The 26,253-nt window shown below is 49.6% G+C and carries 21 protein-coding genes; 14 read left to right on the plus strand and 7 right to left on the minus strand.

All coding sequences use genetic code 11. From position 1 onward, the window contains the following. Positions 1 to 43 precede the first annotated feature (43 nt). Positions 44 to 1,297, plus strand: a complete 1,254-nt coding sequence (locus tag E4K71_RS13280; RefSeq protein ID WP_135080360.1) for a diguanylate cyclase — start codon at positions 44 to 46, stop codon at positions 1,295 to 1,297. Positions 1,298 to 1,354: 57 nt separating this feature from the next. Here E4K71_RS13280 and E4K71_RS13285 read toward each other — a convergent pair whose 3' ends face one another. After that, positions 1,355 to 2,647 (minus strand): DUF3422 domain-containing protein, encoded by a 1,293-nt coding sequence (locus E4K71_RS13285; RefSeq protein ID WP_135080362.1) that lies wholly within the window; start codon positions 2,645 to 2,647, stop codon positions 1,355 to 1,357. Between the two features lie 236 nt (positions 2,648 to 2,883). On the opposite strand from E4K71_RS13285, the gene E4K71_RS13290 reads away from it, so the two are divergent. The 6 genes from E4K71_RS13290 to E4K71_RS13315 all read left to right on the plus strand — a co-directional run bounded on the left by E4K71_RS13290 (position 2,884) and on the right by E4K71_RS13315 (position 11,111). Further along, on the plus strand, positions 2,884 to 4,230 hold the full coding sequence (locus E4K71_RS13290; RefSeq protein ID WP_135080364.1) for an RsmB/NOP family class I SAM-dependent RNA methyltransferase: 1,347 nt from the start codon (positions 2,884 to 2,886) through the stop codon (positions 4,228 to 4,230). 63 nt (positions 4,231 to 4,293) lie between these two features. Continuing rightward, positions 4,294 to 5,067: a hypothetical protein gene (locus E4K71_RS13295; protein WP_135080365.1), complete on the plus strand. Its 774-nt coding sequence runs from the start codon at positions 4,294 to 4,296 to the stop codon at positions 5,065 to 5,067. Next, positions 5,064 to 7,574 (plus strand): ATP-dependent helicase HrpB, encoded by a 2,511-nt coding sequence (gene hrpB / locus E4K71_RS13300; protein ID WP_135080367.1) that lies wholly within the window; start codon positions 5,064 to 5,066, stop codon positions 7,572 to 7,574. The genes E4K71_RS13295 and hrpB overlap by 4 nt, the downstream gene beginning before the upstream one ends. A 204-nt stretch (positions 7,575 to 7,778) precedes the next feature. Beyond that, positions 7,779 to 8,540, plus strand: coding sequence for a MotA/TolQ/ExbB proton channel family protein (locus tag E4K71_RS13305; RefSeq protein ID WP_135080369.1), 762 nt, complete (start codon positions 7,779 to 7,781; stop codon positions 8,538 to 8,540). 10 nt (positions 8,541 to 8,550) lie between these two features. Beyond that, on the plus strand, positions 8,551 to 9,435 hold the full coding sequence (locus E4K71_RS13310) for an OmpA family protein (RefSeq protein WP_135080371.1): 885 nt from the start codon (positions 8,551 to 8,553) through the stop codon (positions 9,433 to 9,435). A gap of 86 nt (positions 9,436 to 9,521) precedes the next feature. After that, positions 9,522 to 11,111 carry a pentapeptide repeat-containing protein gene (locus E4K71_RS13315; protein WP_135080373.1) on the plus strand — a complete coding sequence of 530 codons (1,590 nt, stop codon included), beginning with the start codon at positions 9,522 to 9,524 and terminating at the stop codon, positions 11,109 to 11,111. On the opposite strand, the gene E4K71_RS13320 is transcribed toward E4K71_RS13315, so the two are convergent. After that, entirely contained in the window at positions 11,088 to 12,185 is a 1,098-nt protein-coding gene (locus tag E4K71_RS13320; RefSeq protein WP_167730545.1) for an iron-containing alcohol dehydrogenase, read from the minus strand. The genes E4K71_RS13315 and E4K71_RS13320 overlap by 24 nt on opposite strands. Before the next feature lie 91 nt (positions 12,186 to 12,276). On the opposite strand from E4K71_RS13320, the gene E4K71_RS13325 reads away from it, so the two are divergent. Both E4K71_RS13325 and E4K71_RS13330 read left to right on the plus strand, forming a co-directional pair. Next, the gene (locus tag E4K71_RS13325) at positions 12,277 to 13,461 is read left to right on the plus strand and encodes an NAD(P)/FAD-dependent oxidoreductase (RefSeq protein ID WP_135080377.1); all 1,185 of its coding nucleotides are present in this window, start codon (positions 12,277 to 12,279) and stop codon (positions 13,459 to 13,461) included. Positions 13,462 to 13,554: 93 nt separating this feature from the next. Continuing rightward, the gene (locus tag E4K71_RS13330) at positions 13,555 to 14,757 is read left to right on the plus strand and encodes an outer membrane beta-barrel protein (RefSeq protein ID WP_135080379.1); all 1,203 of its coding nucleotides are present in this window, start codon (positions 13,555 to 13,557) and stop codon (positions 14,755 to 14,757) included. 85 nt (positions 14,758 to 14,842) lie between these two features. Here E4K71_RS13330 and ald read toward each other — a convergent pair whose 3' ends face one another. Beyond that, entirely contained in the window at positions 14,843 to 15,955 is a 1,113-nt protein-coding gene (gene ald, locus E4K71_RS13335) for an alanine dehydrogenase (protein WP_135080381.1), read from the minus strand. A 159-nt stretch (positions 15,956 to 16,114) separates the two neighbouring features. Here ald and E4K71_RS13340 point away from each other — a divergent pair, with 159 nt between their 5' ends. Genes E4K71_RS13340 through fdhF form a run of 3 tightly spaced genes read left to right on the plus strand, consistent with a single transcriptional unit; the run spans position 16,115 to position 20,753 of the window. Then, complete coding sequence (locus E4K71_RS13340) at positions 16,115 to 16,582, plus strand: Lrp/AsnC family transcriptional regulator (RefSeq protein ID WP_135080383.1); 468 nt, start codon at positions 16,115 to 16,117, stop codon at positions 16,580 to 16,582. 1 nt (position 16,583) lies between these two features. Further along, positions 16,584 to 18,047, plus strand: a complete 1,464-nt coding sequence (locus E4K71_RS13345) for an NADH-ubiquinone oxidoreductase-F iron-sulfur binding region domain-containing protein (protein ID WP_206201909.1) — start codon at positions 16,584 to 16,586, stop codon at positions 18,045 to 18,047. Further along, a complete protein-coding gene (gene fdhF, locus E4K71_RS13350; protein WP_135080385.1) occupies positions 18,048 to 20,753 on the plus strand; it encodes a formate dehydrogenase subunit alpha in 2,706 nt (901 codons plus the stop codon). Here fdhF and E4K71_RS13355 read toward each other — a convergent pair. From E4K71_RS13355 to E4K71_RS13365, 3 genes are read right to left on the minus strand one after another with little or no spacing between them, the layout of a single operon-like run. Next, a complete protein-coding gene (locus E4K71_RS13355; protein WP_135080387.1) occupies positions 20,743 to 21,237 on the minus strand; it encodes an N-acetyltransferase in 495 nt (164 codons plus the stop codon). The two genes, fdhF and E4K71_RS13355, sit on opposite strands and share 11 nt — an antisense overlap. Before the next feature lie 4 nt (positions 21,238 to 21,241). Next, positions 21,242 to 22,423 (minus strand): CaiB/BaiF CoA-transferase family protein, encoded by a 1,182-nt coding sequence (locus E4K71_RS13360; RefSeq protein WP_135080389.1) that lies wholly within the window; start codon positions 22,421 to 22,423, stop codon positions 21,242 to 21,244. Next, a complete protein-coding gene (locus tag E4K71_RS13365) occupies positions 22,423 to 23,601 on the minus strand; it encodes an acyl-CoA dehydrogenase (protein ID WP_135080391.1) in 1,179 nt (392 codons plus the stop codon). Before E4K71_RS13365 ends, E4K71_RS13360 begins: the two co-directional genes overlap by 1 nt. A 110-nt stretch (positions 23,602 to 23,711) precedes the next feature. Here E4K71_RS13365 and E4K71_RS13370 point away from each other — a divergent pair, with 110 nt between their 5' ends. Next, a complete protein-coding gene (locus E4K71_RS13370; RefSeq protein ID WP_135080393.1) occupies positions 23,712 to 24,599 on the plus strand; it encodes a LysR substrate-binding domain-containing protein in 888 nt (295 codons plus the stop codon). Positions 24,600 to 24,714: 115 nt separating this feature from the next. Here the strand turns inward: E4K71_RS13370 and E4K71_RS13375 are convergent, their stop codons facing one another. After that, on the minus strand, positions 24,715 to 25,617 hold the full coding sequence (locus tag E4K71_RS13375; RefSeq protein WP_135080395.1) for a branched-chain amino acid aminotransferase: 903 nt from the start codon (positions 25,615 to 25,617) through the stop codon (positions 24,715 to 24,717). Between the two features lie 126 nt (positions 25,618 to 25,743). Between E4K71_RS13375 and E4K71_RS13380 the strand changes: the two genes are divergently transcribed. Continuing rightward, positions 25,744 to 26,253: a MarR family transcriptional regulator gene (locus tag E4K71_RS13380; protein ID WP_135080397.1), complete on the plus strand. Its 510-nt coding sequence runs from the start codon at positions 25,744 to 25,746 to the stop codon at positions 26,251 to 26,253.

A 26,253-nucleotide genomic window follows, 5' to 3' on the forward strand; every position in this document is an offset into this window, starting at 1 on the left:
ATGATTTTCTCTTTTAGTCTGATCACAGCAAAAAGAGGAAAAGATGAAAAAGCTTCTGCTGGTCGAAGATGTTAAATTCTTCAACGCCCTGGTTGAAAAACACGTCAAACGCAACCTTGATGTCGAGGTTGTGTCCTGCACCAGTTATCAGGAAGCTGTGACAGCCCTGAAAGGCGGGGGGAGTGAATATTTCCTCGCCATTTTGGACTTAAACCTTCCCGATGCCCCAGATGGGGAAATTGTTGATCTGGTGATTGGCTACGATGTCCCTGCTGTTGTTTTCTCTGCCCATTTTAGCGAAGACCTGCGCGATCAGATCCTGTCCAAGAACGTTATTGATTATGTGGTCAAACAAAACCCGTCCAGTCTGGACTATCTGGTCTCCCTGATTTCACGGCTTTATTACAATCGCAATTACAAAGTCCTGATTGTGGATGATTCCACAACCGCACGCAAATATGTCTGTGACCTGATGACACGCTATCAATTTCAGGTTCTTGAAGCAAAAGACGGCTATGAAGCGTTAAAGGAACTGGAACAGCATCCTGATATCAAGCTTGTTATTACAGATTACAATATGCCGGAAATGGATGGGTTTGAACTCACCCGTGAAATCAGGCGGCAATATCCCAAACATAAAATCGGCATTATCGGACTATCCACCGTAGGCAGTAATGTGCTGTCCGCCAAGTTCATCAAGAACGGGGCAAATGATTTTCTAAACAAACCGTTTTTGCGCGAAGAGTTTTTCTGCCGGGTCTGTCAAAATGTCGAACTGATCGAATATATGGATAACCTGAAATCTGCGGCCACCCATGATTTCCTGACCGGCTTGCACAATCGTCGTTTCTTGCAAGATATCGGGAATAATCATATTGCACGCGCCCAACGCGATGGTATCCCCATCAGTGTCGCCCTACTAGACGTGGACCATTTTAAAAATGTCAATGACACTTACGGCCACAGCGCAGGTGATGAAGTCTTGATCCAGTTAGGCGAATTACTCAATGAACGCTGTCGTCGCTCAGACGTTCTGGCCCGCTATGGCGGGGAAGAAATCTGCATCATTGCCAATAACCTGCCGGAAGAACACAGTTTCCGCCTGTTTGACGACCTGCGCCAGCTGATTGAAGATCATAATTTCAATATTGGCGACAAACAAATCAAGATCACCGCCAGTATTGGCTTTTGCACAATCCTTGAAAGCCGCTTTGAAGCCATGATTGATCATGCCGACAAGGCCCTTTATGTCGCCAAACATGCCGGGCGCAACCGGGTTTCCCAATATCAACCCTAGGGCGTAAACTTATAAAATACATCTCTGCCAAACAAGTCTATTTTATGAGTTTACGCCCTAATCCTCATACGATTTGAGCAATACTTTCTTGGCCTTGCGCAACCCTGTCCATAACAGGAAGGCCACAACAGGCACAGCAACCCCTGTCGCCAAATCAGGATTGATCGGCACACCTAACGCCTTGATGCCCTTAAGCCCATAGCCCAACAAGCCAATCAGGTAATAACTGATTGCCACTACTGACAAACCTTCCACAGTTTCCTGTAAGCGCAATTGCAGGCCAGCACGCTTGTTCATGGTTTCCAGCACTTCCTGATTTTGCTTTTCCAGTTCCACTTCCACACGTGCACGCAACAAGCTGGCGACACGGGTGACACGGCGCGACAAAAAATCCTGACGGGTGGCAGTATAATCACAGGTTTTCATCGCCGGAGCCATGCGCCGTTCCAGTGTCTCAGATAAGGTGGGCAAGCCTTCCATACGTTCTTCACGCAGGTCATGCAGCCGTTGCTGAACAAGGGCATAATAGGCTTTTGTCGCGCCAAAACGATAACTGTTCTTTGCAGAAATCTCTTCAATTTGTGCAGCCAGCATGGAGAGTTCTTCCAACAAGTCCCCATCTTTATATTCCCCACTTTTATGGGCCATGCGAGAAGCAATTTTGGCAACATCTTCGTCAATGCGGCGAACATGCGGGCTGGCTTCACGGGCCAACGGCAACCCCAACAAGGCCATAAAGCGATAGGTCGATATTTCCAACACCCGCTGAACCGTACGTCCGGCCTGACGGTCCGTCATGGAAATATCTCGCATGAGAATGCGGCTAAAACGGTCCTCATGCACACGCAGATCTGTCCACATTTGTGCTGCCCCACCTGCGACCTCGCAACCGATGTAGCTGTTGCCCGCAAAATAACGCGATATTTCAGCGGGTTTCCTGCCCGGCGCATTCTTGTGTTCAAGCTCCAGATGCACCGCATTAATCACCTGACCGGGCATTTTCTTCAACCAGTCTTGGGAAACCAGTTCAATAACCGGATGCAAGAAAGGCTCTTCACATTCTTCTTCACGAAAAAAGCTGTAAGTGGAAAATTCCGTATGACGCTCCCAACGAATGCGAAACGGGCCAAGATCACCAATAAAATGGGTCGCCTTTTGCGGTGGGGGTGGCACATCATATTTCTCACATAACAAGGCCAAATGGGCACGTTCACGCTCAACCCCGTTTTCCCCACTCATCACCGCAATATGGGAAATCCGTTCAGGCACATTTAACGGAATATATGGACGTGCGTGAATTTCACGGACCAACATGTCACGTAATGGATGTTCCTGCCCCAGGTGCGTCATTATTCCTTGCCCTTCATATCTTGAGATAAAAATGGTATTACCACTATAATTAACCTTCTGACAAGAAGTAATCATCATTTTCTTTCATTGGCCTGTCTAGGGCGTAAACTCATAAAATAGACTTGTTTGGCGGAGATGTATTTTATGAGTTTACGCCCTAATCGCCTTTTGCGTGGCATTTGAACAGAAACATGTTATGAAACCGCCACTCACTCACCAGATAAGGATTCAAAATCATGAGCGACGAACAACAAAAGTCCGCCTACGGCCTTGGCCGTGCGGCCCGATTGAATTTGGCTCATGAAATCTTGAATGAACTGGCTGAAACAGGTCGTCCCTTAGACCGCATTTTATCAGGGCGTTTTCGCCATCTTCAAGATCAGCTTGAACGCCGGGATCGCCGGGACCTGGAAACCCGTGTCAGGTCCGTGCTTCTTCATTATCGCCGTTTATTGTGGTGGTTAAAACAGGTCAAACTGGCCCCTAATATGCGCACCATGCTTTTGGCCGATATGATCCTTAATGCCAAAGCCGATATTGATCAGCTGCAAAAGCTCTGCACCGGGGCACATAACCGTATGGATATGATGCGCAAAGAAGAAATTGCCGCCCTAAAAGGCTTGATTGGCAAGGAAATCAACGCCCCGGATATGAGTGAGGCCATCCAGTGTGAATGCCCGGACTGGGCCGAAGCTGGTTTCAAACAAGCCTTTGGCGATAAGTTTGGTGACGAAATGACTGCTCTCAACAGCAAAGCCACCAGTGATTTTCGCATCAACACCCTGCACGGCGATGTGCAAACCGTACAAGACAGCTTGGCGGCACAAGGGTTTAAGACAGAACCCTGCGCCCTGTCCCCCATTGGCCTGCGCCAAACAGAAAGCGGCGGACCGATCCTCTCAGAAACCGAAGCCTTTCGCCAAGGCTGGATTGAAGTTCAGGACGAAGGCTCCCAACTTGTGGCCTTGATGGTTGGGGCCAAGAAAGGCATGCAAGTGGCTGATTTCTGTGCCGGGGCAGGTGGAAAAACACTGGCCTTGGCCGCAGATATGGAAAATGGCGGCCATCTGGTTGCCTGTGATGTGCACAGTAAGCGTCTACAACGTGCCAAAACCCGCCTGAAACGTGCTGGCATCGTCAATGCCCAGCGCATTGTGCTGGAAAACACTTATGATAAATGGGTGAAAAAAAGCAAAGGTAAGTTTGACCGGGTGCTTATTGATGCACCGTGCAGTGGCACGGGAACATGGCGTCGTAACCCGGATTCCAAATGGTCCAAAGATGAAAATGACCTCAAGGAACTGATTGCCCTGCAAGCTGATATTTTAAAAAGTGCGAACCGTCTGGTGAAAAGCGGTGGTCGGCTGGTTTATGCCACCTGTTCCTTGCTTCCTGAAGAAAATGAACAGCAGATTGACGCTTTCTTAAAAGAGTACCCTCACTTCAAGCGCCTAAATGCCAAAACGGTCTGGGAAGAACGCATCCCTGCCCCTTACCCCGGCCAAAGCGAGGACTTCCTGCGCCTGACCCCGCATCAGCACGGCTGTGACGGCTTTTTTGCCTGTATGTTAGAACGGGACTAGCTTGCTATTTTTAAACGGGCACTTTAGTCTACGCCTAAAGGTCGCAAGATAAGGATCTAGATCATGAGTGACGAAACTGAACACCATCCAGATGTCCCCTGCCGACGTACGTTTAACACAGCGGTCGAGCTGTTTTTAACCTTGGCAAAACAGCAGGAATATAACGGTCAGGTCAGTCTTGAAGCACTGGAAGCCGTTTCCGAAGCCTTGCACCATGATCCAGCTGTTCATGAAAAATATTGCGACAAACTGTTTGAACGCTGTTCAGAACAAATTCGTCGTTCCATGCAGAAAACGCCACGGGTAAATGTCTATGGACGCATTGTTGCCCAACCGTTTGAAACGCTTCTCAACCGTGATCCTGTTGTAATTGCCACCGCGCAACTCAACAATTTTTTCCACGCCATTGAGGTCATTTTGGGCCGGGCAAAATACGAACATCTGATGGAAGATTCCTTACGCCTGATGGAACGTATTTCACGTGATCGCGGCAGTAAATTTACCTATTACGACCTTTATATTTCTGATGAATGCTGGGAAATCCGTTGGGATAGTTTCATGGCACTGGCCGGGTTTTTTACCAAGTTCAACATTCGCAAAGACTGGTTCATCCGCATGATGCAAAGCGACACCCATAACCCCGGACATGGGATCGGCGCTTATCCTTTTACCGATTATCAGTTCAAGGAAATGATGATGTGCATTTTCCGCGAATTCACCAACCTGTCTGATGAACAGCGTGTTATTTTTGAAAAACGCTATAATCAGAAAGAGCGCGACGATCTGTCCAAATTCCTTGCCAATATTGCCGCGCTTGAACTTGAAGACGAGATATGAGCCCCGCGCTTCCTTCTTTAGGCTATCCGGTTGAAGAAACCTTTTGCGCCCTTAAGGACGCCTTAAGCCAAAACAATTGTGCCATTTTAGAAGCCCCCCCTGGTGCAGGGAAAACCACGCTGGTTCCACTGACCCTCAAAGATGAGTCCTGGCTGAAAGGCCAAAAAATCATCATGCTGGAACCCCGGCGACTGGCCGCACGCATGGCCGCCCAACGTATGGCAAGCCTGCTGGGTGAAAAGCTTGGAGAAACAGTTGGCTACCGCATTCGTCAGGAAAAAAAGGTTGGCCCCCAAACCCGCATCGAAGTGGTCACAGAAGGTATTCTTACCCGCATGATCCAGCAAGACCCGGAACTGGATGGGGTCGGGCTGGTCATTTTTGATGAATTTCATGAACGTAACCTGCAAGGCGATCTTGGCCTTGCCTTTTGCCTGGAAACGCTGGATGCCTTACGCGATGACTTACGCTTGCTCATCATGTCCGCCACTCTGGACGGGGCTGCTCTTTCCGAATTTTTAGATCAGGCCCCCTGCATCAGTTCCAAAGGGCGCAGCTTTGATGTTGAAAGCCGCTATCTTAATCGCCCCGATAAATTCAACCTGCCCCATGATGTCACACACGCCATCTCACAGGCATTACGTGAAGAAACAGGCAACATTCTGGTCTTTCTGCCCGGTGAAGGTGAAATTCGCAAAACCCAACAGCTCTTATCTGAACGATATGGAACAGATGGAACCATCCTGATCGTCCCACTTTATGGGGCCTTGCCTGCCACCCAACAAGACTGCGCCCTGTCCCCTACACAAAAAGGTCAACGCAAAATCGTGCTTGCCACCACTATTGCTGAAACCAGCCTGACGATTGAAGGCATCCGGGTGGTGATTGATTGCGGCCTGAAACGGGTGTCGCGCTTTGATCCCGCCAAAGGCATGTCCAAACTGGAAACCGTACGTGTTTCCAAAGCCTCCGCAGAACAACGAAAGGGCCGGGCCGGACGACTGGAAAACGGGGTCTGTTACCACCTGTGGCCCAAGGCAGAAACACAGGCATTGGCCCAACGCGATCAGCCTGAAATTCTGGACAGCGACCTGGCCCCCTTTGCACTGGAGCTGGCCCATTGGGGTGTCAAACATCCCGGTGAGCTTCGGCTTATGGACCTGCCTAGTGACAGCCTGTTTAAAAACGCCCAGGATTTATTGGTAAAGCTTGGCGCACTGGATGATAAATGCAATCTGACAGATCATGGCAAACAGATGCAGAAACTGGCGCTTCATCCCCGCCTTGCCCATATGGTTTTAAAAGCCAAAACCCGCTCTCAAGAAGACGGCTTGCTGGCTTGTCATATCGCTGCTGTTTTACATGACGGTCCCCTGTTTAAAGGTTGGCGGGACTGTGATATCCGCCACGGGGTTGCCTGTCTGAGTGAAAAGATCAAAGACAATCAACTCAACAAAGCCGCCTATCACCGGGCCAAAGAGACCTCCCAAAAACTGAAACGCCAACTCAAGCTTTCAGCAGATCGCACGACCAGCAGCAGTGAAAGCGGGCGGATTTTGGCTGCAGCCTATCCTGAACGCATTGCCAAACTGCGCAATAAAGGCAGTGGCGATTACCATATGAGCGGCGGAGCGGGGGCACAATTGGGCGAAAATGATCCTCTTTTTGGAGAAGACTATCTAGTCATTGCCGAACTTGGGGGCCATCAGGCACAGGGGCGGATTTTTACAGCAGCTCCTCTGAGCTTGGCCGATGTTGAAAACGAATTTCACGGCCAGATTGTGGAAAGTGAAACAATCGGCTGGGATAAGAAAACCCAATCTGCCAAAGCTGAAAAACGACGTACATTGGGCAGCTTGCGCTTAAAATCAAGCCCCCTTCACACAATCGCGCCTGACCAATTGGCAACAGCCTTGTGTGTCGGAATTAAGCAGCTTGGCCTCCATATCCTACCTTGGGACAAAGACAGCGAAACCTTATGCCAACGCATTGAATTTTTGCGCCAAACAGATGAAAACTGGCCCGACATGAGTGAGGCGGGCCTGCTGGACACACTGGAAGACTGGCTGGCCCCTTTCCTCAACGGAATTAACAAGGTTGATCAACTCAAGAAACTGGATCTACAAACTGCCTTGCTTTCAAAACTGGATTGGGCAAAACAACAAGAACTCGATACACGCGCCCCCACCCATTACCGCGTCCCCAGCGGGTCCAACATTCGACTGGATTACAGCACAATTGAAAAACCTGTTCTCTCCGTCAAGTTGCAGGAAATGTTTGGAGAACCGCAGTCCCCGACCATTAATAACGGGCGTTGTCCCTTGCAAATACATCTGCTTTCCCCAGCCGGACGGCCCTTGCAAGTGACTGAAGATTTGGCAAGTTTCTGGCAAAACGGATACGATTCGGTTAAAAAAGAAATGAAAGGGCGCTATCCCAAACACCCTTGGCCCGATAATCCTATAGAGGCAATTGCTACAGGAAAAACAAAACGTAACATGGGATAAACATTAGGTATATTTACTTAATGTCACAAAATTATCCATAAAATGAGTGCATTTTTAATCAGTTGACTGTTGCCCCACTAGATAAACGTAATGTAAAACTTATGTTTCATGACGGTAATTTTTGCTTTGTGTTAAAAACTTGGTAAGGACTCGTCAATAATATGAAGACATTCGCTAGCTGAATAACAAGAACGGCAAAGTTTAATGGATCTCGCAACGCTAATTGGTATCGCATTGGGGCTCGTGCTCATCGTGGCGTCCATCATGATGGGTGGTGATATCGGTTCCTTCATCAACATTCCCTCTATCGTGGTTGTGTTTGGTGGGGTGACAGCGGCAACACTTGTAAAATTCCCTCTTTCAGAATGTATTGCGGCCCTGAAAATCGGCGGCAAGATTGCCTTTAAAAATACAGCTGATGATCCGCGCAGCGTATACGACATTGCCATTGAACTGGCTGGTATCGTTCGTCAAAAGGGCCTGCTGGGCCTTGAAAGCGTACAGGTTGATAACGAACTGATGGCCCGTGGCATCCGTATGTGTGTGGATGGAATGGCCGCCGAAGTTATTAAAGAAAGTATCAGCAAAGAAGTCGACATGGCCCTGAAAGCGGAGATGCAGGGTGAAAGTTTCTGGCGTGGTTTGGGCGACATGGCCCCGGCCTTCGGGATGATCGGGACCCTGATCGGTCTGGTACAGATGCTGGCGAACCTGTCTGACCCGGCTGCGATTGGTCCGGCGATGGCGGTTGCGATGTTGACAACCTTCTATGGGGCGGTACTCGCAAACCTGATTGCTATTCCACTAGCTGACAAGCTGGAAATTAAAATCAATAATACAAAGAACACACGTGCCTTGATCGTTGAAAGCGTCATGCAAATTCATGCCTCTCAAAACCCGATGGTTCTGCAAGAGCTTCTGGGTGTATACCTGCCAGGTGGTAAGCCGGCTGAGGAAGAAGAGTAAGATTTAGCCCATGGCTGAAGAAGAAGAAGAAAAGAAATGCCCCCCGGCGGGCTCTCCAGCGTGGATGGCAACCTTTGCCGATCTCATGTCCCTGCTGCTGGTTCTTTTCGTGCTGCTTTTGACCTTCTCAGAAATGAATGTGATTAAATACAAGCAGATGGCGGGTGCCATGCGCAACGCCTTTGGTATTTCCAAACAGGACCGTCTGGCCGGTGTAATCGAAATTGACGGGCAGATGCAGCGCAAGGTGGCGCGCAACGTCTCACCAACAGACGTTCAGGTCCCGAAAATCTCCATGGATATCCCGGATACGACGGACGAAGAAGAATTCGATATTGATCCCTCTGAGTCACCGGAAGAACAAGCCAGCGACGTTGAAAATGAAGTCGCCAAGATCGTGGCCGAAGAAGCTGCTGATAAAGGCGTAGAAGTCGAACGCACAGGCAACGAGGTGAAAATCCGTTTCCCCAGCGAAATTGCCTTTGGTTCCGGTTCAGCCAACATCGGCGCAGATTTTGCCCAACTTCTGGATAAACTGACCGATGTGATTAAAAAGTCCCAAGGCCAGGTACAAGTTGGCGGTCATACAGATAACGTGCCCTTAGGCGGTGGTGGGCAATACCGATCCAACTGGGACCTGTCAGCAGCCCGTGCCACATCTGTGGTCCATCATTTTTTGAATCATTCTGATATTGAACCTAATAAAATGACAGTTCAGGGCTTTGGGGATAGTCGCCCCTTGGTAGAAAACGATTCTGCTGAAAACCGGGCACGCAATCGCCGGGTAGAGCTGACCCTGGTACTGGGTGAAAAAGAAGAAGCCCAGGCCAATTCCGTTCAGCAACAACTAGAAAGCGTCTTTGGCCCCCGCCCTGATGCGGGTCTAAAAAAATAACATTTCTGCCTATCTTGCTGTTGAACCTATTCTAGATCAGGTTATGATACGTTTGTAGAAACGATTAACTCAAGCAAGCAATAAAAATGCCGGAACTCGACTTCAGTTCATATCGAATTATGCTGTGTGATAATGATCCAGAAAGCATAGATATCGCCAGAACCACTTATATGGATCATGAGATTGATGATTTTGTGGCGACCCCTTCCCCGGAAGAAGCCCTGTCTCATATCCCTGTGATGAAGCCGGACCTGATCCTTGTCGGGATTGATTTCCCTGATATATCCGGCATTGAAGTCATCCGCAAAATCCGCAATCTCAATGACGGGGAATTCTTCAAAACCCCGATCCTGTTATTGATGGAAAAAGTGTCTCAGAAAACATTGAAAGAAGCCTGTAATGTCGGGATCGAAGGGGCGCTGAAAAAACCGTTGGAAGCCGATAAAATCCTGCGTTTTAGTCGCACAGCGATTCAAACACCGCGCCGTTTTGTCTGTAAAAACTCCTATTTTGGCCCGGAAAGAGGGGCCAAAGACTCAGAAAGTCTGAATAGTCCCCGTGCGGGTAAAGCCATCCGCCCCCCGGCCCAACCCGGACGTAGCGCCTTAGATAGCGCCCCTCTCATGAGTGGTGGTGGCATTGATCTGTTTGACCCGCCCCCCAAAGCAGAAGCCCCGAAAAAGGCAGAAGTTCTTCCCCAGACTCCAAAAGAAAAAGCAGAAGAACAAGTCGTTCATCAAGAAAAACTGGTGGGCACAAAGCAGGCAGGTCAGTCAGAAGCCCCTGTGATGAATTTAAGCGATATCAAAGCACGCCGCAATCCGGCCTCAGGTGAAACGCTTACCCACCCCCAAAGGCAAAAGAAAGAGTCTTATGCCCTAAGCGAGGTGCCAGAAGAAAAGAAAAAACGCCAAGATTACGCCCTGACTGACGAAGAAGGTGCACAGAAAAAATCCCGCGATTATGACCTTGCCCCAGAAGAAGAAGGTCCAGACGCCGGGAAAAAGAAAAAGGTAAAAGCACAAAGCGAAGCTGAAACCACCCCCCAGAAGAAAGCACAGCCCCCTGTCGAACCTGCCGTAGAAACCACGCCTGAGAAAAAGAGCAAAAAGAAAGAAGGGCTTGAAGCTAAGGAAACAGAGGCTGGCCCCAAAGATGATGATTTTGAAGAAATCGTCGATCTTGATGAATGTCTGGAACAACACAAGCTCTGGATCGACAGTGGTGGGCGATCAGGCCAGCAGGCCAAACGTCCTCATTCTGATTTTCGTGGTAAGGAAATTGCCGAGGCTGATTTTACCCAAGCCCAGTTGCCCCAATCCTGCTTTGAGGGGCTCAACTGCACCAGCACCGTTTTTCGAAAGGCCGACCTGAGCGGATCAACCTTTAAAGAAGCCCTGCTGTCCAGTGCAGATATGCGCGTTGCCCGCCTTGCCAAAGCTGATATGCGAAATGCCCGCCTTGATCGCGCTGATCTGTTAGGGGCCGACCTATCAGGGGCCGATTTGGAAGGTGCCAGCCTGCGTCGGGTGAACTTGAGCGGGGCCAACCTGCACCTGACCAACCTGCGCGGGGTGAACCTGACAACAGTTCAAGGCTTGATTGCCGAACAAGTCAGACGGGCGATTACAGACAAAACAACACGCCTGCCATCAAGCCTGCGTATTACGCCGTAACACAACCTCAATTACATCATCATGTGTGAGGCGAACAGGCAAAACCTGTTCGTCCCAATTTTGAATAATGAGGGCGCACATCTCTTCGATACGCCCTTCTTCCAGGGAGAATCTGGGCAGTTCCAAACGCGCAATCCAGCGCCGCAATGTCCCGATTAGGGAGGCATAGGCTTCTTCCCGATTTTCAAAGGGGCGTTCGGCTAACAGCTCTCCAACCATGGCATATTTATCCATGGCTTCACTATCGGGTAACAACTCCCCCAGCATCTCCAGCTGAATATTGCTGACTTCGGCACACAAGCTGCCACAGGACTGGGCATAGGTCAGGCCCGTTTCCTGTTCCACAGCTGCACCAAGGCGATGGGTCAAACCAAAACCTGCCTGCCCAGCCCCAACCCCGGCCATCAAGGATGCATAAAAGACCTCATCTCGCCCATCTGCCTCACCTTCCACACCGCGAACAAAGCCGCGCACAAAAGCTTCCAGCCCCGACCAGACCAGCGCATCAGACAAAACAGATGCCTTGGGCGACACATAGGCTTCCACCAACAACATCAACACAGCCAGTGAGCGTGCAGCAAAATCATCCCGGTCCATCTCATCCAGAAAACCCGGATCACCCAAAACCACACGGGGGAGCAAGGCATCACCATATGTAGCCACAGCCCCGCCCAGACCGCCAAAGATCACACCATTCATCGGCGCTCCGGTCCCTGCCGTTGTGGGCACACAGACATGCGGACACTGACGAGCCACCAGCTTGCCCGTATCAACTGCACGCCCCCCGCCAATAGAGACCACACAGTCAATTTTATCCAAATCCACCTTTTGGGCAATTTCATTACAGGCATCAAACGTTTGCTTGGCCAGCGCCAGAACATGTTCAACCTGCAAGCCCTGAACCAAAAGCTTGTCCGTGACTTCTTTCATCAAGCTGGGATGGTCTTTCATATAGGCATCGCCCACAACAAGGATATGCCTGCCCAAAGGGGCCACATGTTGGCTGAGTTGTTCAAACACACCACGGCCAAAAACCAGTTCAGGAACACCGCTTGCTGTAAATTGCCTATTCATTGTGACGAAATCCCATTTTTCTTTTTGCCAATTTCTCACATCCCTGTACAAAATCCAAATCAGAATTTTATGACAATCAAGACAGGCTTTCATGAGCATAATAAAAACGGATGTTCTCATCATCGGTGCGGGTGCTGCTGGCATGATGTGCGCTGCCCAATCCGCCCAACGCGGTCGTCACACACAGGTGATTGACCATAGTAAAAAACTTGCCGAAAAAATCCGTATTTCCGGGGGCGGGCGCTGTAATTTCACCAATATGGATATCCAGCCCAAAAACTACCTGTCTGAAAATCCACATTTTTGTAAGTCCGCGCTGAAACGCTACACAAATTGGGATTTCATCAGCCTGATCAGTGACTATAACATCACCTATCACGAGCGCGACCACGGCCAGTTGTTCTGTGATGACAGCGCCCAGCAGATCATCGACATGTTGCAAACCGAATGTCACAAGGCAGGTGCCGAAATCCGTCTGAATACAAAAGTCGAAGGGGTGAGCAAGACCGAAGACGGATTTCTGGTCATGACCGATTCTGATGAAATCGAATGTGCCCATTTGGTCATTGCCACAGGGGGCCTGTCCATCCCCAAGATCGGGGCAACAAACTTTGGCCTGAAGCTCGCTGAAACAATGGGGCTGAATGTCATTCACCCCCGCCCAGCCCTTGTCCCCTTCACCTTTGATCAGGAAACCCGCGATAAGCTTTCCGGATTCCAAGGAATTGCCCTGGAGGCGACGGTCAAAGTCGGCAAAACCGAATTTCGCGAAGCCCTGCTCTTTACCCATAAAGGGATCAGCGGGCCCTCTGTTTTACAAATATCCTCTTATTGGACACCGGGGCAAATGGTTGAGATCAATCTTGCCCCAGATACAGATGTGTTTACCCTGCTCAAACAAACAAAGCTCGAGCAGCCCAAACAAGGGGCACAAAAGGTCCTCTCACAAATTTTGCCCAAACGTCTGGCTCAACGCCTTGTCGAACAATCAGCCTGCGCAGGTAATTTGGCTGATTTATCCGATAAAAAACTGCAAACACTCGCGACTTCTATCAACGCCTGGCAACTGCTGCCTAGTGGGACGGAAGGCTACCGCACTGCCGAGGTCATGCGCGGCGGGGTGGATACGAACGAACTATCGTCTAAAACCTTTGAAAGCAAGAAAGTCCCCGGCCTCTACTTCATTGGTGAAGTTGTTGACGTGACCGGACATTTAGGGGGTTATAACTTCCAATGGGCCTGGGCGTCAGGCTGGTGTGCCGGGCAATTTGTTTAAAAAAAACGGTACTGTTAACACCCTGTTAACATAGGGGGGGATTTTTTATGCTATGAACGCCTGAGTTTCATAAGTTTTTATTTCGGGGTAATAATGAAAACAATAACAAAAGGGCTCGGTCTGGCCCTATCTGCTTCTCTCTTGGCATCAACAGCCTATGCAGAAGGCGCTGCCTTAAAAGACGGACCTTACGTGGGGGCGTCTATCGGCCTGTCAAACTCGACCAGTGATTACAAATACTTTCCCTATCGGGGCGCTGGCTTTGGTCATGGTCCAGAAGCCAGCCTGATGGTCGGTTACACGGGCTTTTATGATCGCTTTGTCTGGGGTGGCGAAATTGAACATGCTATCAGTAAAGATCGCGCGAGTGGAGATAAGGAATATGTCCCTTCTCTCCACGAAATTGAAATAAAAAGACGCACTGCCCTGACCGGGAAATTTGGCTACCTGCTTGATGAATCGGTTTCTGTCTACGGAGAAGCTGGTCTCGCCATTGGCCGCTTTTTCTTCAATGAACGAAGCATAAATCAGACTGAACACAAAACACGCTATGGCGTCACCTGGGGGCTGGGAACCGATGTCGCCCTGAGCGATAATTTAAGCCTGAATTTGGAATATAATCGAACAAATTTTCAAAATTATACTTTTCATGCAAGAACCTTTGAAAGCATCGAAAATAACCTCTTTAAAGTGGGTGTAAAATACGCTTTTGGGGGAGATGCAGCTTCTGTCAAACAAGATCCTGTCATCGGAAAATTTGATGGTTTTTATGCCGGGGCCTCCCTTGGCTATGGCGGTACAGACTATGATGCAAAAACCAACGAAGCCAATAATCCCGAAAACATGCTTGGCGGTGTCAGCACTGAATATGGCTTAAAAGGCGGCTATGGCTTAACCCTGAACGATTTCTATCTTGGTGGTGAACTGGCCTATGCCTATACCCCAAAAGATGATTTCCAATATCTCAGTGCAAATACTGTGAGCATGGTGCGCCGGAATGAATATTCTGCTCTGGCTCGCTTAGGATATAAACTTTCCGATAGAACCTTGCCTTATATTTTGGCTGGCGTCAGCCGTGCTGAATTCGACCAAGGCAAAGGGTCCAATTCAGAAATGCACCGCTGGCTCAACGGTGTGACCTTTGGTCTCGGTCTTGAATATTTCCTCACCGAAAATGTAAGTGCACGTATCGAAACAAAACATACCAAGTTTGAAGATTTCGAATATACCATCAGCGAAGACACATTTGCACCAACGACGATGACATCCAACATCGCCTTGACGTACCACTTCTAAAGAATAACCGTCGTCCTTATGAGCGTGGGGACCTTTTTCCACAGAGAGAGAGGTCCCCGCATGCGCGAGGACGACGTTTCTTTATTTAAAGCAGGCTTGTCGGGTCCTGATAGTCATAGCCGAGATCATCAGCGACTGCCTTATAGGTCACACGCCCCTGATGGACATTTAACCCATTAAGCAGATGCGCATCATCGGCGCACGCTTTCGCCCAGCCCTTGTCCGCCAAGGCCAAGGCAAAAGGCAAGGTGGCGTGGTTCAGGGCAAAGGTTGATGTGCGCGCGACAGCACCGGGCATATTCGCCACACAATAATGCACCACATCATCCACAATATAAGTCGGATCTTGGTGAGTAGTGGCTTTGGACGTTTCAAAACAGCCGCCTTGATCAATCGCCACATCTACAATCACTGAACCGCGTTTCATGGAAGACAGTTGATCTTTGCGGATCAATTTTGGCGCGGCGGCACCGGGGACCAACACAGCCCCCACAACCAAATCAGCCCCGTAAACCAGCTCTTCTGTCGCATCCACACTGGCATATTGGGTTTTCAGGCGCGGGCCATAGACATCATCCAGATAGGCCAACCGTTTGATGGAACGATCCAAAACCGTCACATCCGCACCTAGTCCCATGGCCATGCGCGCTGCGTTCGTTCCCACAACACCGCCGCCAATCACCACGACTTTGCCCGGTTGCACCCCCGGTACCCCACCAAGAAGAACACCGCGCCCACCATTGGCCTTTTGAAGGGCAGCGGCCCCAACCTGAATAGACATGCGCCCGGCAACTTCTGACATGGGAGCCAGCAAAGGCAAACCACCTTGCGCATCGGTAATGGTTTCATAGGCAATGCAGGTTGCCCCAGATTTGACCAGCCCAGCCGTTTGGTCTGGGTCCGGGGCAAGATGAAGATAGGTAAAGAGAAGCTGATCTTCACTCAGTTGTTCATATTCAACCTTTTGTGGTTCCTTCACCTTGATAATCATTTCAGCGCGATCAAAGATTTCAGCAGCGGTTCCAACGATCTTGGCCCCGGCCTTTTCATAATCGGCGTCATGACAGCCGATGCCAACACCTGCATTGGTTTCCACCAGAACTTCATGTCCGTGATGGGTCATTTCACGCACGGAACTCGGCGTCAGGCCAACACGATATTCATGATTTTTAATCTCTTTTGGAACACCAATCAGCATTGCATTTCTCCTAACCAAAACAAGGGCTTCCTATTCATATATTTGTTATGAACAAGCCTATATCAAGGTGAGTCGAATTTGCTGTTAAAATCATCTGAAAAATGACAATATATTCGAATTATATTTAGTTAATCATATAATTTATCGAATTTTATTCATATGGAACAGCTTGATACGATAGATCGTAAGATCATGACCCACCTGCAACGCGATGGCCGTATGAGCAATGCGGACTTGGCCGAAGCGGTGAACCTGTCGCCATCAGCCTGCCTGCGCCGGGTGAAACGATTGGAAGATGATGGATTTATCGAAGGTTACGCCATGTTGGTCAATCAGGCTGCGGTGGGCAAGCCAACCAATGTGTTTGCCGAAATCACACTGGCAAACCTAAGCGAAGAAACCGTTGATGCTTTTGAACGCGCCGTCATTGATTGCCCGGATGTGCGCGGTTGTTATCTCATGTCTGGGGATGCAGATTATCTCTTGCGCATTGCGTGTGCCGGACCAGAAGGTTATGAACATATCCATCGCCATTATCTTTCCCGCCTGCCCGGTGTTGCACGCATCCGTTCCAGCTTTGCCTTGCGCACCGTCTGTAAGAAAACAGGGGTTAAACTGGATATTTGACATGAAAAAACGTTTCTTCCCCAAAGGCCGTCAGGTTGACCAAGACTTAAGTGATCAGATTGCAGATCTGCTGGGTAATGATATCAAACGGCGTGATTTGCTGATTGAAAACCTGCATCGCGTACAGGATCATTTTGGCTGTTTAAGCAAAGACCACATCGCTGCCCTTGCCGACGTGATGAAACTGACGCAGGCCCAAGTCTATGAAGTTGCCAGTTTCTATGCTCATTTTTATATTGAGGGAGCACCGCCTGCTGACAAACACTGCACCGGCCTGACCTGTTCCCTATTTGGGAAAGGAACAGGAAGTGGCGTCCCCTGTGTTGGGCGTTGTGATCAGGCCCCGGTCCACATGACCAAAGGTGCCACCTTACCCGATTACATTCCTTATGAGAAATATTGTTACGCAACCTTGCTCGCTTATAAAGATCAAGGGGAGGAGATTCTGAAACAACTGGATCAGGCCAACTTACGCGGCCTTGGCGGGGCGGGCTTTCGCGTGGCTGATAAGTGGCGTTTTTTACTTAATGCTGAAACCACACCTGTGTTGGTCATCAATGCAGATGAGGGGGAACCCGGCACCTTCAAGGACCGTCATTGCCTGGAAACAAACCCACATAAGGTCATAGAGGGGGCCTTGATTGCCGCCCATGTCATTGGGGCCAGTGATATCTATCTTTACTTGCGTGATGAATATGGCCCCATTCGTCAGATGCTACAAGCCGAACTGCCAAAGATCACAGAAGCAGGCGACATTAACATTCACCTGCGCCGGGGGGCCGGGGCCTATATTTGCGGGGAAGAAACTGCCCTTTTGGAAAGTCTGGAAGGCAAACGCGGCCTGCCGCGCATCAAGCCCCCCTACCCCGCCCAAGCTGGCCTGTTTGGTCGCCCAACTTTGGTCAATAATGTGGAAACCCTGTGGCGAGTCCAAGATATTCTGCAAAACGGGCCTGAGGCCGGATCAAAACGGTTTTATTCCTTATCTGGCCGAATCAATAAACCCGGCGTTTATGAAGCCCCGATTGATATTACCGCACAAGAACTGATTGAAATTTTTGGCGGTGGGATGCTGGCAGGCCATCACTTTAAAGCCTACCTGCCCGGCGGGGCATCAGGTGGCATCCTTCCAGCCCATAAGGCCAATTTGCCCCTGAGTTTTGGCGCATTGGAAAAACACGGCTGTTTTATTGGGTCTGCTGCCGTCATTGTCCTGTCCGATCACGATAATATAAAATCGGTTGTGCAAAACCTGATGGATTTCTTTAATCATGAAAGCTGTGGGCAATGTACCCCTTGTCGGGTTGGCTGTGAAAAGCTCAGTCATATGTTACACAGCGACCTGGATCAAGAGCTTGCAAAAGAAGTATGTGAAGTCATGCAAGACAGTTCGATCTGCGGCCTTGGGCAAGCAGCGCCTAACCCCTTGCTCACAGCCCTGACCTATTTTACGGAGGATTTTTAAATGACCTCCTTTATCCTGAACGACAAACAAATCACCGTCCGTGATGATGAAAGCCTGTTTGATATTGCCAAACGTGAAGGCACGCCCTTGCCTCACCTCTGTTCCGGCTATCACCAATATAACAAAGCCGATGGCAACTGCCGCCTGTGTGTGGTGGAAGTGGAAGGAGAACGCACACTCACTGCGGCCTGCATGCGAAAACCAACCGAGGGCATGGTGGTTCATACCCATTCTGAACGGGTGATGAAATCACGCAAAATGGTGATGGAACTGCTGCTTGCTGATATGCCTGCACGCGGGGAATGCCCGGACCCTGCCTCTCATTTCTGGAAAATGGCCGATGATGTCGGCGTCGCCAGCTCACGCTTTGGAAAAACAAAAACAGCAACAACAGATATCTCCCACCCCGCCATTGCCGTTAATCTGGAAGCCTGTATTCATTGCACCAACTGTGTGCGTGCCTGTCAGGACCTGCAAAGCAATGATGTCTTGGGCATGGCAAAACGGGGCAGTCACAGCACCATCAATTTTGATCAACAAGACCCTGTCTTTGACAGCAGTTGTGTCGCTTGCGGTGAATGTGTGCAATCCTGCCCGACAGGGGCGCTCCTGCCCCGTGATCCACAAACAGGAAAAACCATTCTGAGCGGGGATGAAGACCGTAGCGTTAACTCCCTGTGTCCTTTCTGTGGGGTCGGCTGTCAGTTGACCTATTATATCAAGGAAGATCGCCTGATCCGGGTTGAAGGGCGCAACGGCCCTGCCAATGAAAACAAACTCTGTGTCAAAGGGCGTTTCGGCTTTGACTATATCCATCATCCCCAGCGTCTAACCCGTCCTTTGATACGTAAAGAAGATGCCCTCAAAGAAGAAATTGATCCGGCCAACCCGTTAACCCATTTCAGGGAAGCGAGCTGGGAAGAAGCTTTGGCAAAAACCGCAGAAGGTTTTCAACGTTTTCAGCCCAATGAGCTTGCCGGATTTGGGTCTGCCAAAGGGTCTAATGAAGAAGCATATCTCTTCCAAAAGCTGATCCGCACAGGTTTTGGCACCAATAATGTAGATCACTGTACACGGCTGTGTCATGCCTCATCGGTTGCCGCACTCATGGAAGGGATCGGCTCTGCTGCCGTAAGTGCCCCTTTTATGGATGTGCTTAAGGCAAATATGATAATTATCATAGGATCAAGACCCGCACAAAACCACCCGGTTGCCGCCACTTACATCAAAGAAGCCGTCAAGCAAGGAGCCAAGCTGGTGGTGATGGACCCACGCGGCCAGGGCATGACCCGTTTTGCCGACCATATGGTTCAATTCAAGTCCGGTTGTGATGTTCCCTTGCTCAATGCCATGATCCACACGATTATCAAGGAGGACCTTGTTAATCCTGAATATGTTAATCAGCATACAGAAGACTTTGATAAACTGTGCAATAAAATCAAAGACTTCTCTCCTGAGGAGATGTCCCCAATCTGTGGTATCGAAGCCGAAGAGATCAAGGAAATTGCGCGTGCTTATGCCACAGCAGAACGTTCTATCATTTTCTGGGGCATGGGGGTCACACAACATGTGCATGGCACGGATAATGCCCGTTGCCTTATCACTCTTGCCCTGATCACAGGCCAGATTGGACGGGAAGGAACAGGGCTGCATCCCTTACGTGGACAAAATAACGTACAAGGGGCTTCTGACAGTGGCTTGATCCCCATGGTTTATCCGAACTATCAGCCCGTCAATGATCCAAAAACCCATCAATACTTTGAAGACTTCTGGGAAACAGACCTTGATCCAGAACCGGGGCTGACGGTCATTGAAATCATGCATGCCATTCAGGCAGGGAAAATCAAATCCATGTATATCATGGGAGAAAACCCGGCCATGTCTGACCCGGATGCCAATAAAACGCGCAAAGCTTTAGCAATGCTGGACCATTTGGTGGTTCAGGATATTTTCCTGACCGAAACAGCCATGTATGCAGACATCATCCTGCCTGCCAGTGCTTTCCCTGAAAAAACGGGGACCTTTACCAATACCAACCGTCAGGTCCAGTTGGGCCGACAAGCCGTCCCAACGCCCGGTGACGCCCGACAAGACCTGTGGATTATTTGTGAAATTGCCAAACGTCTTGGCCTCAACTGGTCCTATCAAGGGGCAAAAGAGGTTTATGCGGAAATGCTTCACCTCATGCCTTCCCTTGCCGGTATTACATGGGAACGTCTGGAAAATGAAAACAGCATCACCTATCCCAACGGCCAGTCCGTCTTGTTTGGTGATGGTTTCCCGACAGAAAGTGGCAAGGGCCGCATCGTGCCCACCGATCTTGTTGCCCCGGACGAAGTGCCTGATGGGGACTATCCTTTTGTTTTAACAACAGGGCGGATGCTGGAACATTGGCACACCGGGGCAATGACCCGACGCGCAGGCGTTCTGGATAAAATTGAATCAACCCCTGTTGCCAGCCTGCACCCCAAAGATATGGGCAATATGAAAATTGAGGCTGGCGACCTGATCACCGTGACAACACGGCGTGGCAAGCTTGACATTCATGCCCGTGCAGACCGGGACATCCCCCCCGGCATGGTGTTTATTCCTTTTTGCTTTAAAGAAGCTGCTGCCAACCTTTTAACCAACCCACAACTTGACCCTTTTGGGAAAATTCCAGAAGTCAAAACCTGTGCAGCCAAGGTTGTGAAAGCTAACGGGTAATCACACCTTCATAGCCGCTGAGATACCCAGCTTTAAGCTCATAGCCCAACAAGCGGTTTTGGTCATAACGACCCGGCATGCGCAAATGCCAGGTCGGCTTGGCGCTAAAGCCCACCCGTTCATAATAAGGTGCATCTCCGACCAGCACAATCCCCCCATGTCCCGCCGCTGTTGCCAGATCAATCACACAGTGCAACATGGCTTTGCCCAGCCCCAGTCCATGCAAGGTTGGGTCAACGGCTAGAGGGCCAAGCAACAAGGCATCCCCAGCCTCACCAGCCTGAATGGGCCAAAGACGCACCGTCCCGACCAATTTATCCTCTAAAAAAGCGACAAGAGACAGATCAAGAAGGGGATCGCGCCCCAGACGGAGCTGATGGGATGATTTCGTGGTCCAGTTTTCCCCCAATGCGCGCGTAACCAGCCCCAAGATTAAATCTTCAGGTAGGGGGCAGTCAGCTTCTGTCTTTATGGTCCATTGCATAAACTCAAATACCAATAACGCCCTTATCCGCCAAGCGTTTTAATTCATCGGACGTCATTTTTAACAAATCCTGCAAGACCGCTGGACCATCTTGCCCCAATTGAGGGGGTGGTTTTTCATAAACAATCGGGCTTTCACTATAATGGATGGGATTGGCGACCCCTGGTGTCCCCTCAAGATCCAACTCAAGTCCGCGATGTTGGACTTGCGGATCATCAAACACACGTTCCATCGTATTGATGGGGCCACAGGGAACCCCTGCTTCTTCCAATTTTTCCAGCCACCAATCCAGTGAATGCTGTTTCATCACTCCACTGATAAATGTCACCAGGTCCGTGCGATGTTTCACCCGATCTTCATTACGTATAAAGCGTTCATCTTCCAACAAACCTTTTAACCCCGCAACACGGCAAAAGCTTTGGAACTGCTTATCATTGCCAACAGCTAAAATGATATGCCCATCAGATGTGGCAAACGCCTGATAAGGTACAATATTGGGATGCGCATTGCCCAAAAGCCCCGGTGCCACCCCACTGGCAAGATAATTCAGCGCCTGATTGGCCATCGTGGCAACCTGCACATCAAGCAAGGATAGGTCAATATGCTGCCCAATCCCGCTGTGGTCTCGATGAATTAACGCCCCTTGAATGGCAATGCTCGCATAAAGCCCGGTCATAATATCAGCCAAGGCGACACCCACTTTCATCGGGCCGCTTTGGGGTGATCCCGTCACCGACATGAGCCCAGCCATCCCTTGGATCAGAAAATCATATCCTGCACGATGAGCATAAGGTCCGGTTTGACCAAAGCCCGTGATGGAACAATAGATCAAATCGGGTTTGATTTTTTTCAAGCTGGCATAATCCAGCCCATATTTTTGCAAACCCCCGACTTTAAAGTTTTCAATCACCACATCACATTGGGCCACCAGATCACGAATAATCTGTGCGCCTTCTTCTGTTGTGAAATCAAGGGCGAGTGATTTCTTATTGCGATTACAGGAAAGAAAGTAAGCGGCCGTATCCCCCACAAAGGGTGGCCCCCAATGGCGGGTATCATCGCCAACACCGGGGCGTTCCACCTTAATCACATCAGCGCCCATATCCCCTAATGTCTGACTTGCCCATGGCCCGGCCAGAACGCGTGAGAGGTCAAGGACCCGGATATGTGAAAGCGCCCCTGTCATTAGAAAAACGCCTGCAATCCAGTCTGTGCCCGACCCAAAATCAAGGCATGAATATCATGGGTGCCTTCATAAGTATTGACCGTTTCCAAATTCACCATATGACGAATAACATGAAATTCATCTGAAATACCGTTCCCGCCGTGCATATCACGGGCCATTCGGGCAATATCCAGTGCCTTGCCCACATTATTGCGCTTGATCATGGAGATATTTTCAACCGCGCAGTTATCTTCATCCATCAAACGCCCCACCCGTAAGGCTGCTTGCAGGCCAAATGATATGTCAGTTATCATATCTGCGAGTTTTCGTTGGAACAGCTGGGTTTGCGCCAAGGGTTTATCAAACTGTTTTCGATCCAGCCCATATTGACGCGCCGCATGCCAGCAAAATTCCGCAGCCCCTAACGCCCCCCAGGCAATGCCATAACGCGCCTTGTTTAAACAGCCAAAGGGACCGGCCAGTCCCTTCACATTGGGCATCAGGTTTTCTTCGGGCACGAAAGCATTATCCAGCACAATCTCGCCAGTGATAGAAGCACGCAAGGACATTTTACCCTCAATCTTCGGGGTTGAGAAACCTTCGGTGTCACGCTCCACAATAAAGCCACGGATTTCACCAGCCAGCTTAGCCCAGACAATGGCAAGGTCCGCAATGGGAGAATTGGTAATCCACATTTTATTGCCTGTTAAACGGTACCCCCCGTCCACGGCTTCTGCCCGTGTTTTCATACTGGCCGGATCAGACCCATGGTCCGGTTCGGTTAAACCAAAACAACCGATCAATTCACCCGTTGCCAGTTTCGGCAGATATTTCATACGCTGTTCTTCTGTACCATAGGCATAGATCGGATGCATGACCAAGGAAGACTGCACCGACATGGCAGATCGATAACCGGAATCCACCCGTTCCACCTCACGGGCCACCAGCCCGTAACACACATGGTTTACCCCCGCACAGCCATATTTTTCCGGCAAGGTTGCCCCCAACAACCCCAGTGCGCCAAATTCGCGCATAATTGCAGGGTCAAAACGTTCATGACGGTTCGCCTCTAAAATGCGCGGCATAAGTTTTTCCTGACAAAACTCATGGGCACTATCGCGGATTAGACGTTCTTCTTCGCTAAGCTGTTGGTCCAACAAAAACGGGTCATCCCATTGAAAAGCTGTTGTGCTCGCCATTCATCTGTCCTTTGATTCAAATTATCATCTATCATTCATTTTAAGGATGAAAACCCACCTATAAAGCGATATATTTTCATTAGTTCATTCATTTTTTGAATGGTTATATTATGAGACGCCATCTTCCGACTTATACCTCCCTGCTTTGTTTTGAGGCTTCTGCCCGCCACCTGAACTTCACCCGTGCGGCTGAAGAACTCAACCTGACCCAAAGTGCAGTCAGTCGTCAGGTGCGCAATCTGGAAGACTTTGTTCAAACAACGCTGTTTCTCCGTATCAAAAAACGCCTAAGTCTCACCGAAGAGGGAGCGAAATATGCCAGAGCGATCACCGCACAACTTAATGAGCTGGAACAGGAAACCCTCAAGCTCCTGACCAAGGATCAAAATGACACGCGCCTGAATGTGGGAACGTTTCCCACCTTTGGCTCACGCAGGCTTATTCCCCACCTCAATGACTTCACTCAAAAGAACCCGGAAATCCAGTTCAACCTGATGACCGGGCTGGAGCCCTTCGATTTTAAAGTCCAGGATATTGATGTGGCGATTCAACATGGCGATGGCAACTGGCCTGATGTGGAAACTGAGAAATTAGTAGATGAAAAAGTCGTTGCTGTCTGTGCGCCAAGCCTGATTGCACGATGCAATACAATCACGGCCTCATCTGTTTTAGACTATACCTTACTGAGCCTTCAGACCCGCCAATATGCTTGGGCCGAATGGCTAAAAGCCCAAAACGTGCAGCCTAAATCCAGTATCACGGGGCCAAATTTTGAAACATTTTCCATGATGATCCGCGCGACCCTATCCGGTCTTGGCATCGCCATCATCCCTAATATGTATATCAAGGAAGAGCTTCAAACTGGGAAGCTGATCTCCCCCTTTGGTCCCTCAATCCAAAGTCAGCGTGGCTATTATCTTGTCACCACGGCCAGAAAAAAGAAGATGCAAAAAGTCAGCGCTTTTATCGACTGGATCAAACAAATCCCCACCATATAGCAAATCCCGAGTAATTTTGATTAATAGGTCCTGACCCTAGTTTAGCTATATAAAAAAGCCCCTGTCCCATGACAGGACAGAGGCTTGAAAAACGAAGTCTTTTATATCGGTGGCTTTAAGCTGCGCTTGTTGCTTCCAGCTCTTGACCACGAACTGTGCGGTCATAATCTTCCACCAACTGGCGAGACATCTCACCCGGTGTGAAGGTATATTCACCGATTTCAGCAACAGGTGTGACTTCCGCCGCTGTACCAGTCAGGAAGCATTCTTCAAAGTCACCCATTTCTTCGGGCATGATGCGACGCTCGATCACTTCATAGCCACGCGCTTTCGCCAGATCAATCACCGTGCGGCGCGTGATCCCGTCCAGGAAACAATCCGCGATCGGGGTGTGGATTTGGCCTTCCTTATTGATAAAGAAGACGTTTGCACCTGTAGCTTCTGCCACACGGCCTTGCCAATCGAGCATCAAGGCATCGTGATAGCCTTTTCCTTCTGCCGCATGTTTGGACAGGGTACAGATCATATACAGGCCAGCAGCCTTGGATTTGCTGGGCGCGGTCATCGGGTCTGGACGGCGATATTCAGCACGGTCCAGACGAATGCCTTTCATGCGGGCTTCTGGATCAAAATAAGACGGCCATTCCCACGCCGCAATTGCCAGGTGAATGGTATTTTGCTGGGCTGACACACCCATCATTTCAGAACCACGCCAAGCCACCGGGCGGATATAACCGTCCACGATGTTATTTTCTTTGACGACCTTTTCTGTTGCCGCGTCGATTTCTTCCACAGTGTAAGGGATTTCGAAACCGAGGATTTTTGCAGATTCAATCAGGCGCTCGTTATGTTCTCTCAGTTTGAAGATGTTACCACCGTAAACACGGATACCTTCAAAAACAGAGGAGCCATAGTGCAGAGCATGGGAAAGAACGTGAACTTTGGAGTCACGCCACTGAATCATTTCACCGTCGTGCCAGATCGTACCGTCACGATCGTCAAAAGAAAGGTTAGACATGGTTTTTCTCTTCTTTTGTAATAAAATTACGTTTATACAGCGATCATCATAAATGATGTTGCCTCTTGTACGCGTTTCTGGCATATATGTCAACAATGCTGACGTAATTTAAAAAATGGTTTGACCATGTCTGATATCAAAAGACGCGCCAACCCTTTGTTTTTGCGCGAAGAAGAACTCCGCCAAGCGATGGAGCTTCTTTTCTTTGCCTATCGCGATTTCACCTGCGAAGCCGATGAAATCCTCGAATCCTATAATTTTGGACGCGCCCATCACCGGGTCATCTATTTTGTGGGCCGTGAACCGGGCATGTCCGTCAAAGACTTGCTGCATATCTTGTCCATTACCAAACAAAGCCTGTCACGCGTGCTCAGTCAACTGGTGGAGGAAGGTTTTATCGAACAACGCACAGGGGTGAATGACCGCCGTCAACGCTTGCTTTATTTAACCACCAAGGGCCAAAAGCTGGAACAGGAACTTTCCCACAGCCAAAGCCGCCGTATTGCCGAAGCCTATCGCCTGGCAGGTGCTGATGCGGTTGAAGGCTTTCGTAAAGTCTTGATGGGGATCACCGATGAGAAAGAGCGTTTTGCCCACCTTAAGGAAAGCGAGCAGGATATAGACAAATTGGGTTGA

Source organism: Terasakiella sp. SH-1 (genome assembly GCF_004564135.1).
Taxonomy (GTDB): domain Bacteria; phylum Pseudomonadota; class Alphaproteobacteria; order Rhodospirillales; family Terasakiellaceae; genus Terasakiella.

What these genes read in the sequence shown, in the direction of transcription:
- E4K71_RS13280 (WP_135080360.1), top strand. Translation starts at nt 44, where the DNA reads ATGAAAAAGCTTCTGCTGGTCGAAGATGTTAAATTCTTCAACGCCCTG.
- E4K71_RS13360 (WP_135080389.1), bottom strand. Translation starts at nt 22,423, where the DNA reads ATGACAGGGGCGCTTTCACATATCCGGGTCCTTGACCTCTCACGCGTT.
- E4K71_RS13380 (WP_135080397.1), top strand. Translation starts at nt 25,744, where the DNA reads ATGTCTGATATCAAAAGACGCGCCAACCCTTTGTTTTTGCGCGAAGAA.
- hrpB (WP_135080367.1), top strand. Translation starts at nt 5,064, where the DNA reads ATGAGCCCCGCGCTTCCTTCTTTAGGCTATCCGGTTGAAGAAACCTTT.
- E4K71_RS13290 (WP_135080364.1), top strand. Translation starts at nt 2,884, where the DNA reads ATGAGCGACGAACAACAAAAGTCCGCCTACGGCCTTGGCCGTGCGGCC.
- E4K71_RS13305 (WP_135080369.1), top strand. Translation starts at nt 7,779, where the DNA reads ATGGATCTCGCAACGCTAATTGGTATCGCATTGGGGCTCGTGCTCATC.
- E4K71_RS13330 (WP_135080379.1), top strand. Translation starts at nt 13,555, where the DNA reads ATGAAAACAATAACAAAAGGGCTCGGTCTGGCCCTATCTGCTTCTCTC.
- E4K71_RS13355 (WP_135080387.1), bottom strand. Translation starts at nt 21,237, where the DNA reads ATGCAATGGACCATAAAGACAGAAGCTGACTGCCCCCTACCTGAAGAT.
- E4K71_RS13285 (WP_135080362.1), bottom strand. Translation starts at nt 2,647, where the DNA reads ATGACGCACCTGGGGCAGGAACATCCATTACGTGACATGTTGGTCCGT.
- E4K71_RS13340 (WP_135080383.1), top strand. Translation starts at nt 16,115, where the DNA reads ATGGAACAGCTTGATACGATAGATCGTAAGATCATGACCCACCTGCAA.
- E4K71_RS13345 (WP_206201909.1), top strand. Translation starts at nt 16,584, where the DNA reads ATGAAAAAACGTTTCTTCCCCAAAGGCCGTCAGGTTGACCAAGACTTA.
- E4K71_RS13365 (WP_135080391.1), bottom strand. Translation starts at nt 23,601, where the DNA reads ATGGCGAGCACAACAGCTTTTCAATGGGATGACCCGTTTTTGTTGGAC.
- E4K71_RS13295 (WP_135080365.1), top strand. Translation starts at nt 4,294, where the DNA reads ATGAGTGACGAAACTGAACACCATCCAGATGTCCCCTGCCGACGTACG.
- E4K71_RS13370 (WP_135080393.1), top strand. Translation starts at nt 23,712, where the DNA reads ATGAGACGCCATCTTCCGACTTATACCTCCCTGCTTTGTTTTGAGGCT.
- E4K71_RS13310 (WP_135080371.1), top strand. Translation starts at nt 8,551, where the DNA reads ATGGCTGAAGAAGAAGAAGAAAAGAAATGCCCCCCGGCGGGCTCTCCA.
- E4K71_RS13315 (WP_135080373.1), top strand. Translation starts at nt 9,522, where the DNA reads ATGCCGGAACTCGACTTCAGTTCATATCGAATTATGCTGTGTGATAAT.
- E4K71_RS13375 (WP_135080395.1), bottom strand. Translation starts at nt 25,617, where the DNA reads ATGTCTAACCTTTCTTTTGACGATCGTGACGGTACGATCTGGCACGAC.
- ald (WP_135080381.1), bottom strand. Translation starts at nt 15,955, where the DNA reads ATGCTGATTGGTGTTCCAAAAGAGATTAAAAATCATGAATATCGTGTT.
- E4K71_RS13320 (WP_167730545.1), bottom strand. Translation starts at nt 12,185, where the DNA reads ATGAATAGGCAATTTACAGCAAGCGGTGTTCCTGAACTGGTTTTTGGC.
- fdhF (WP_135080385.1), top strand. Translation starts at nt 18,048, where the DNA reads ATGACCTCCTTTATCCTGAACGACAAACAAATCACCGTCCGTGATGAT.
- E4K71_RS13325 (WP_135080377.1), top strand. Translation starts at nt 12,277, where the DNA reads ATGAGCATAATAAAAACGGATGTTCTCATCATCGGTGCGGGTGCTGCT.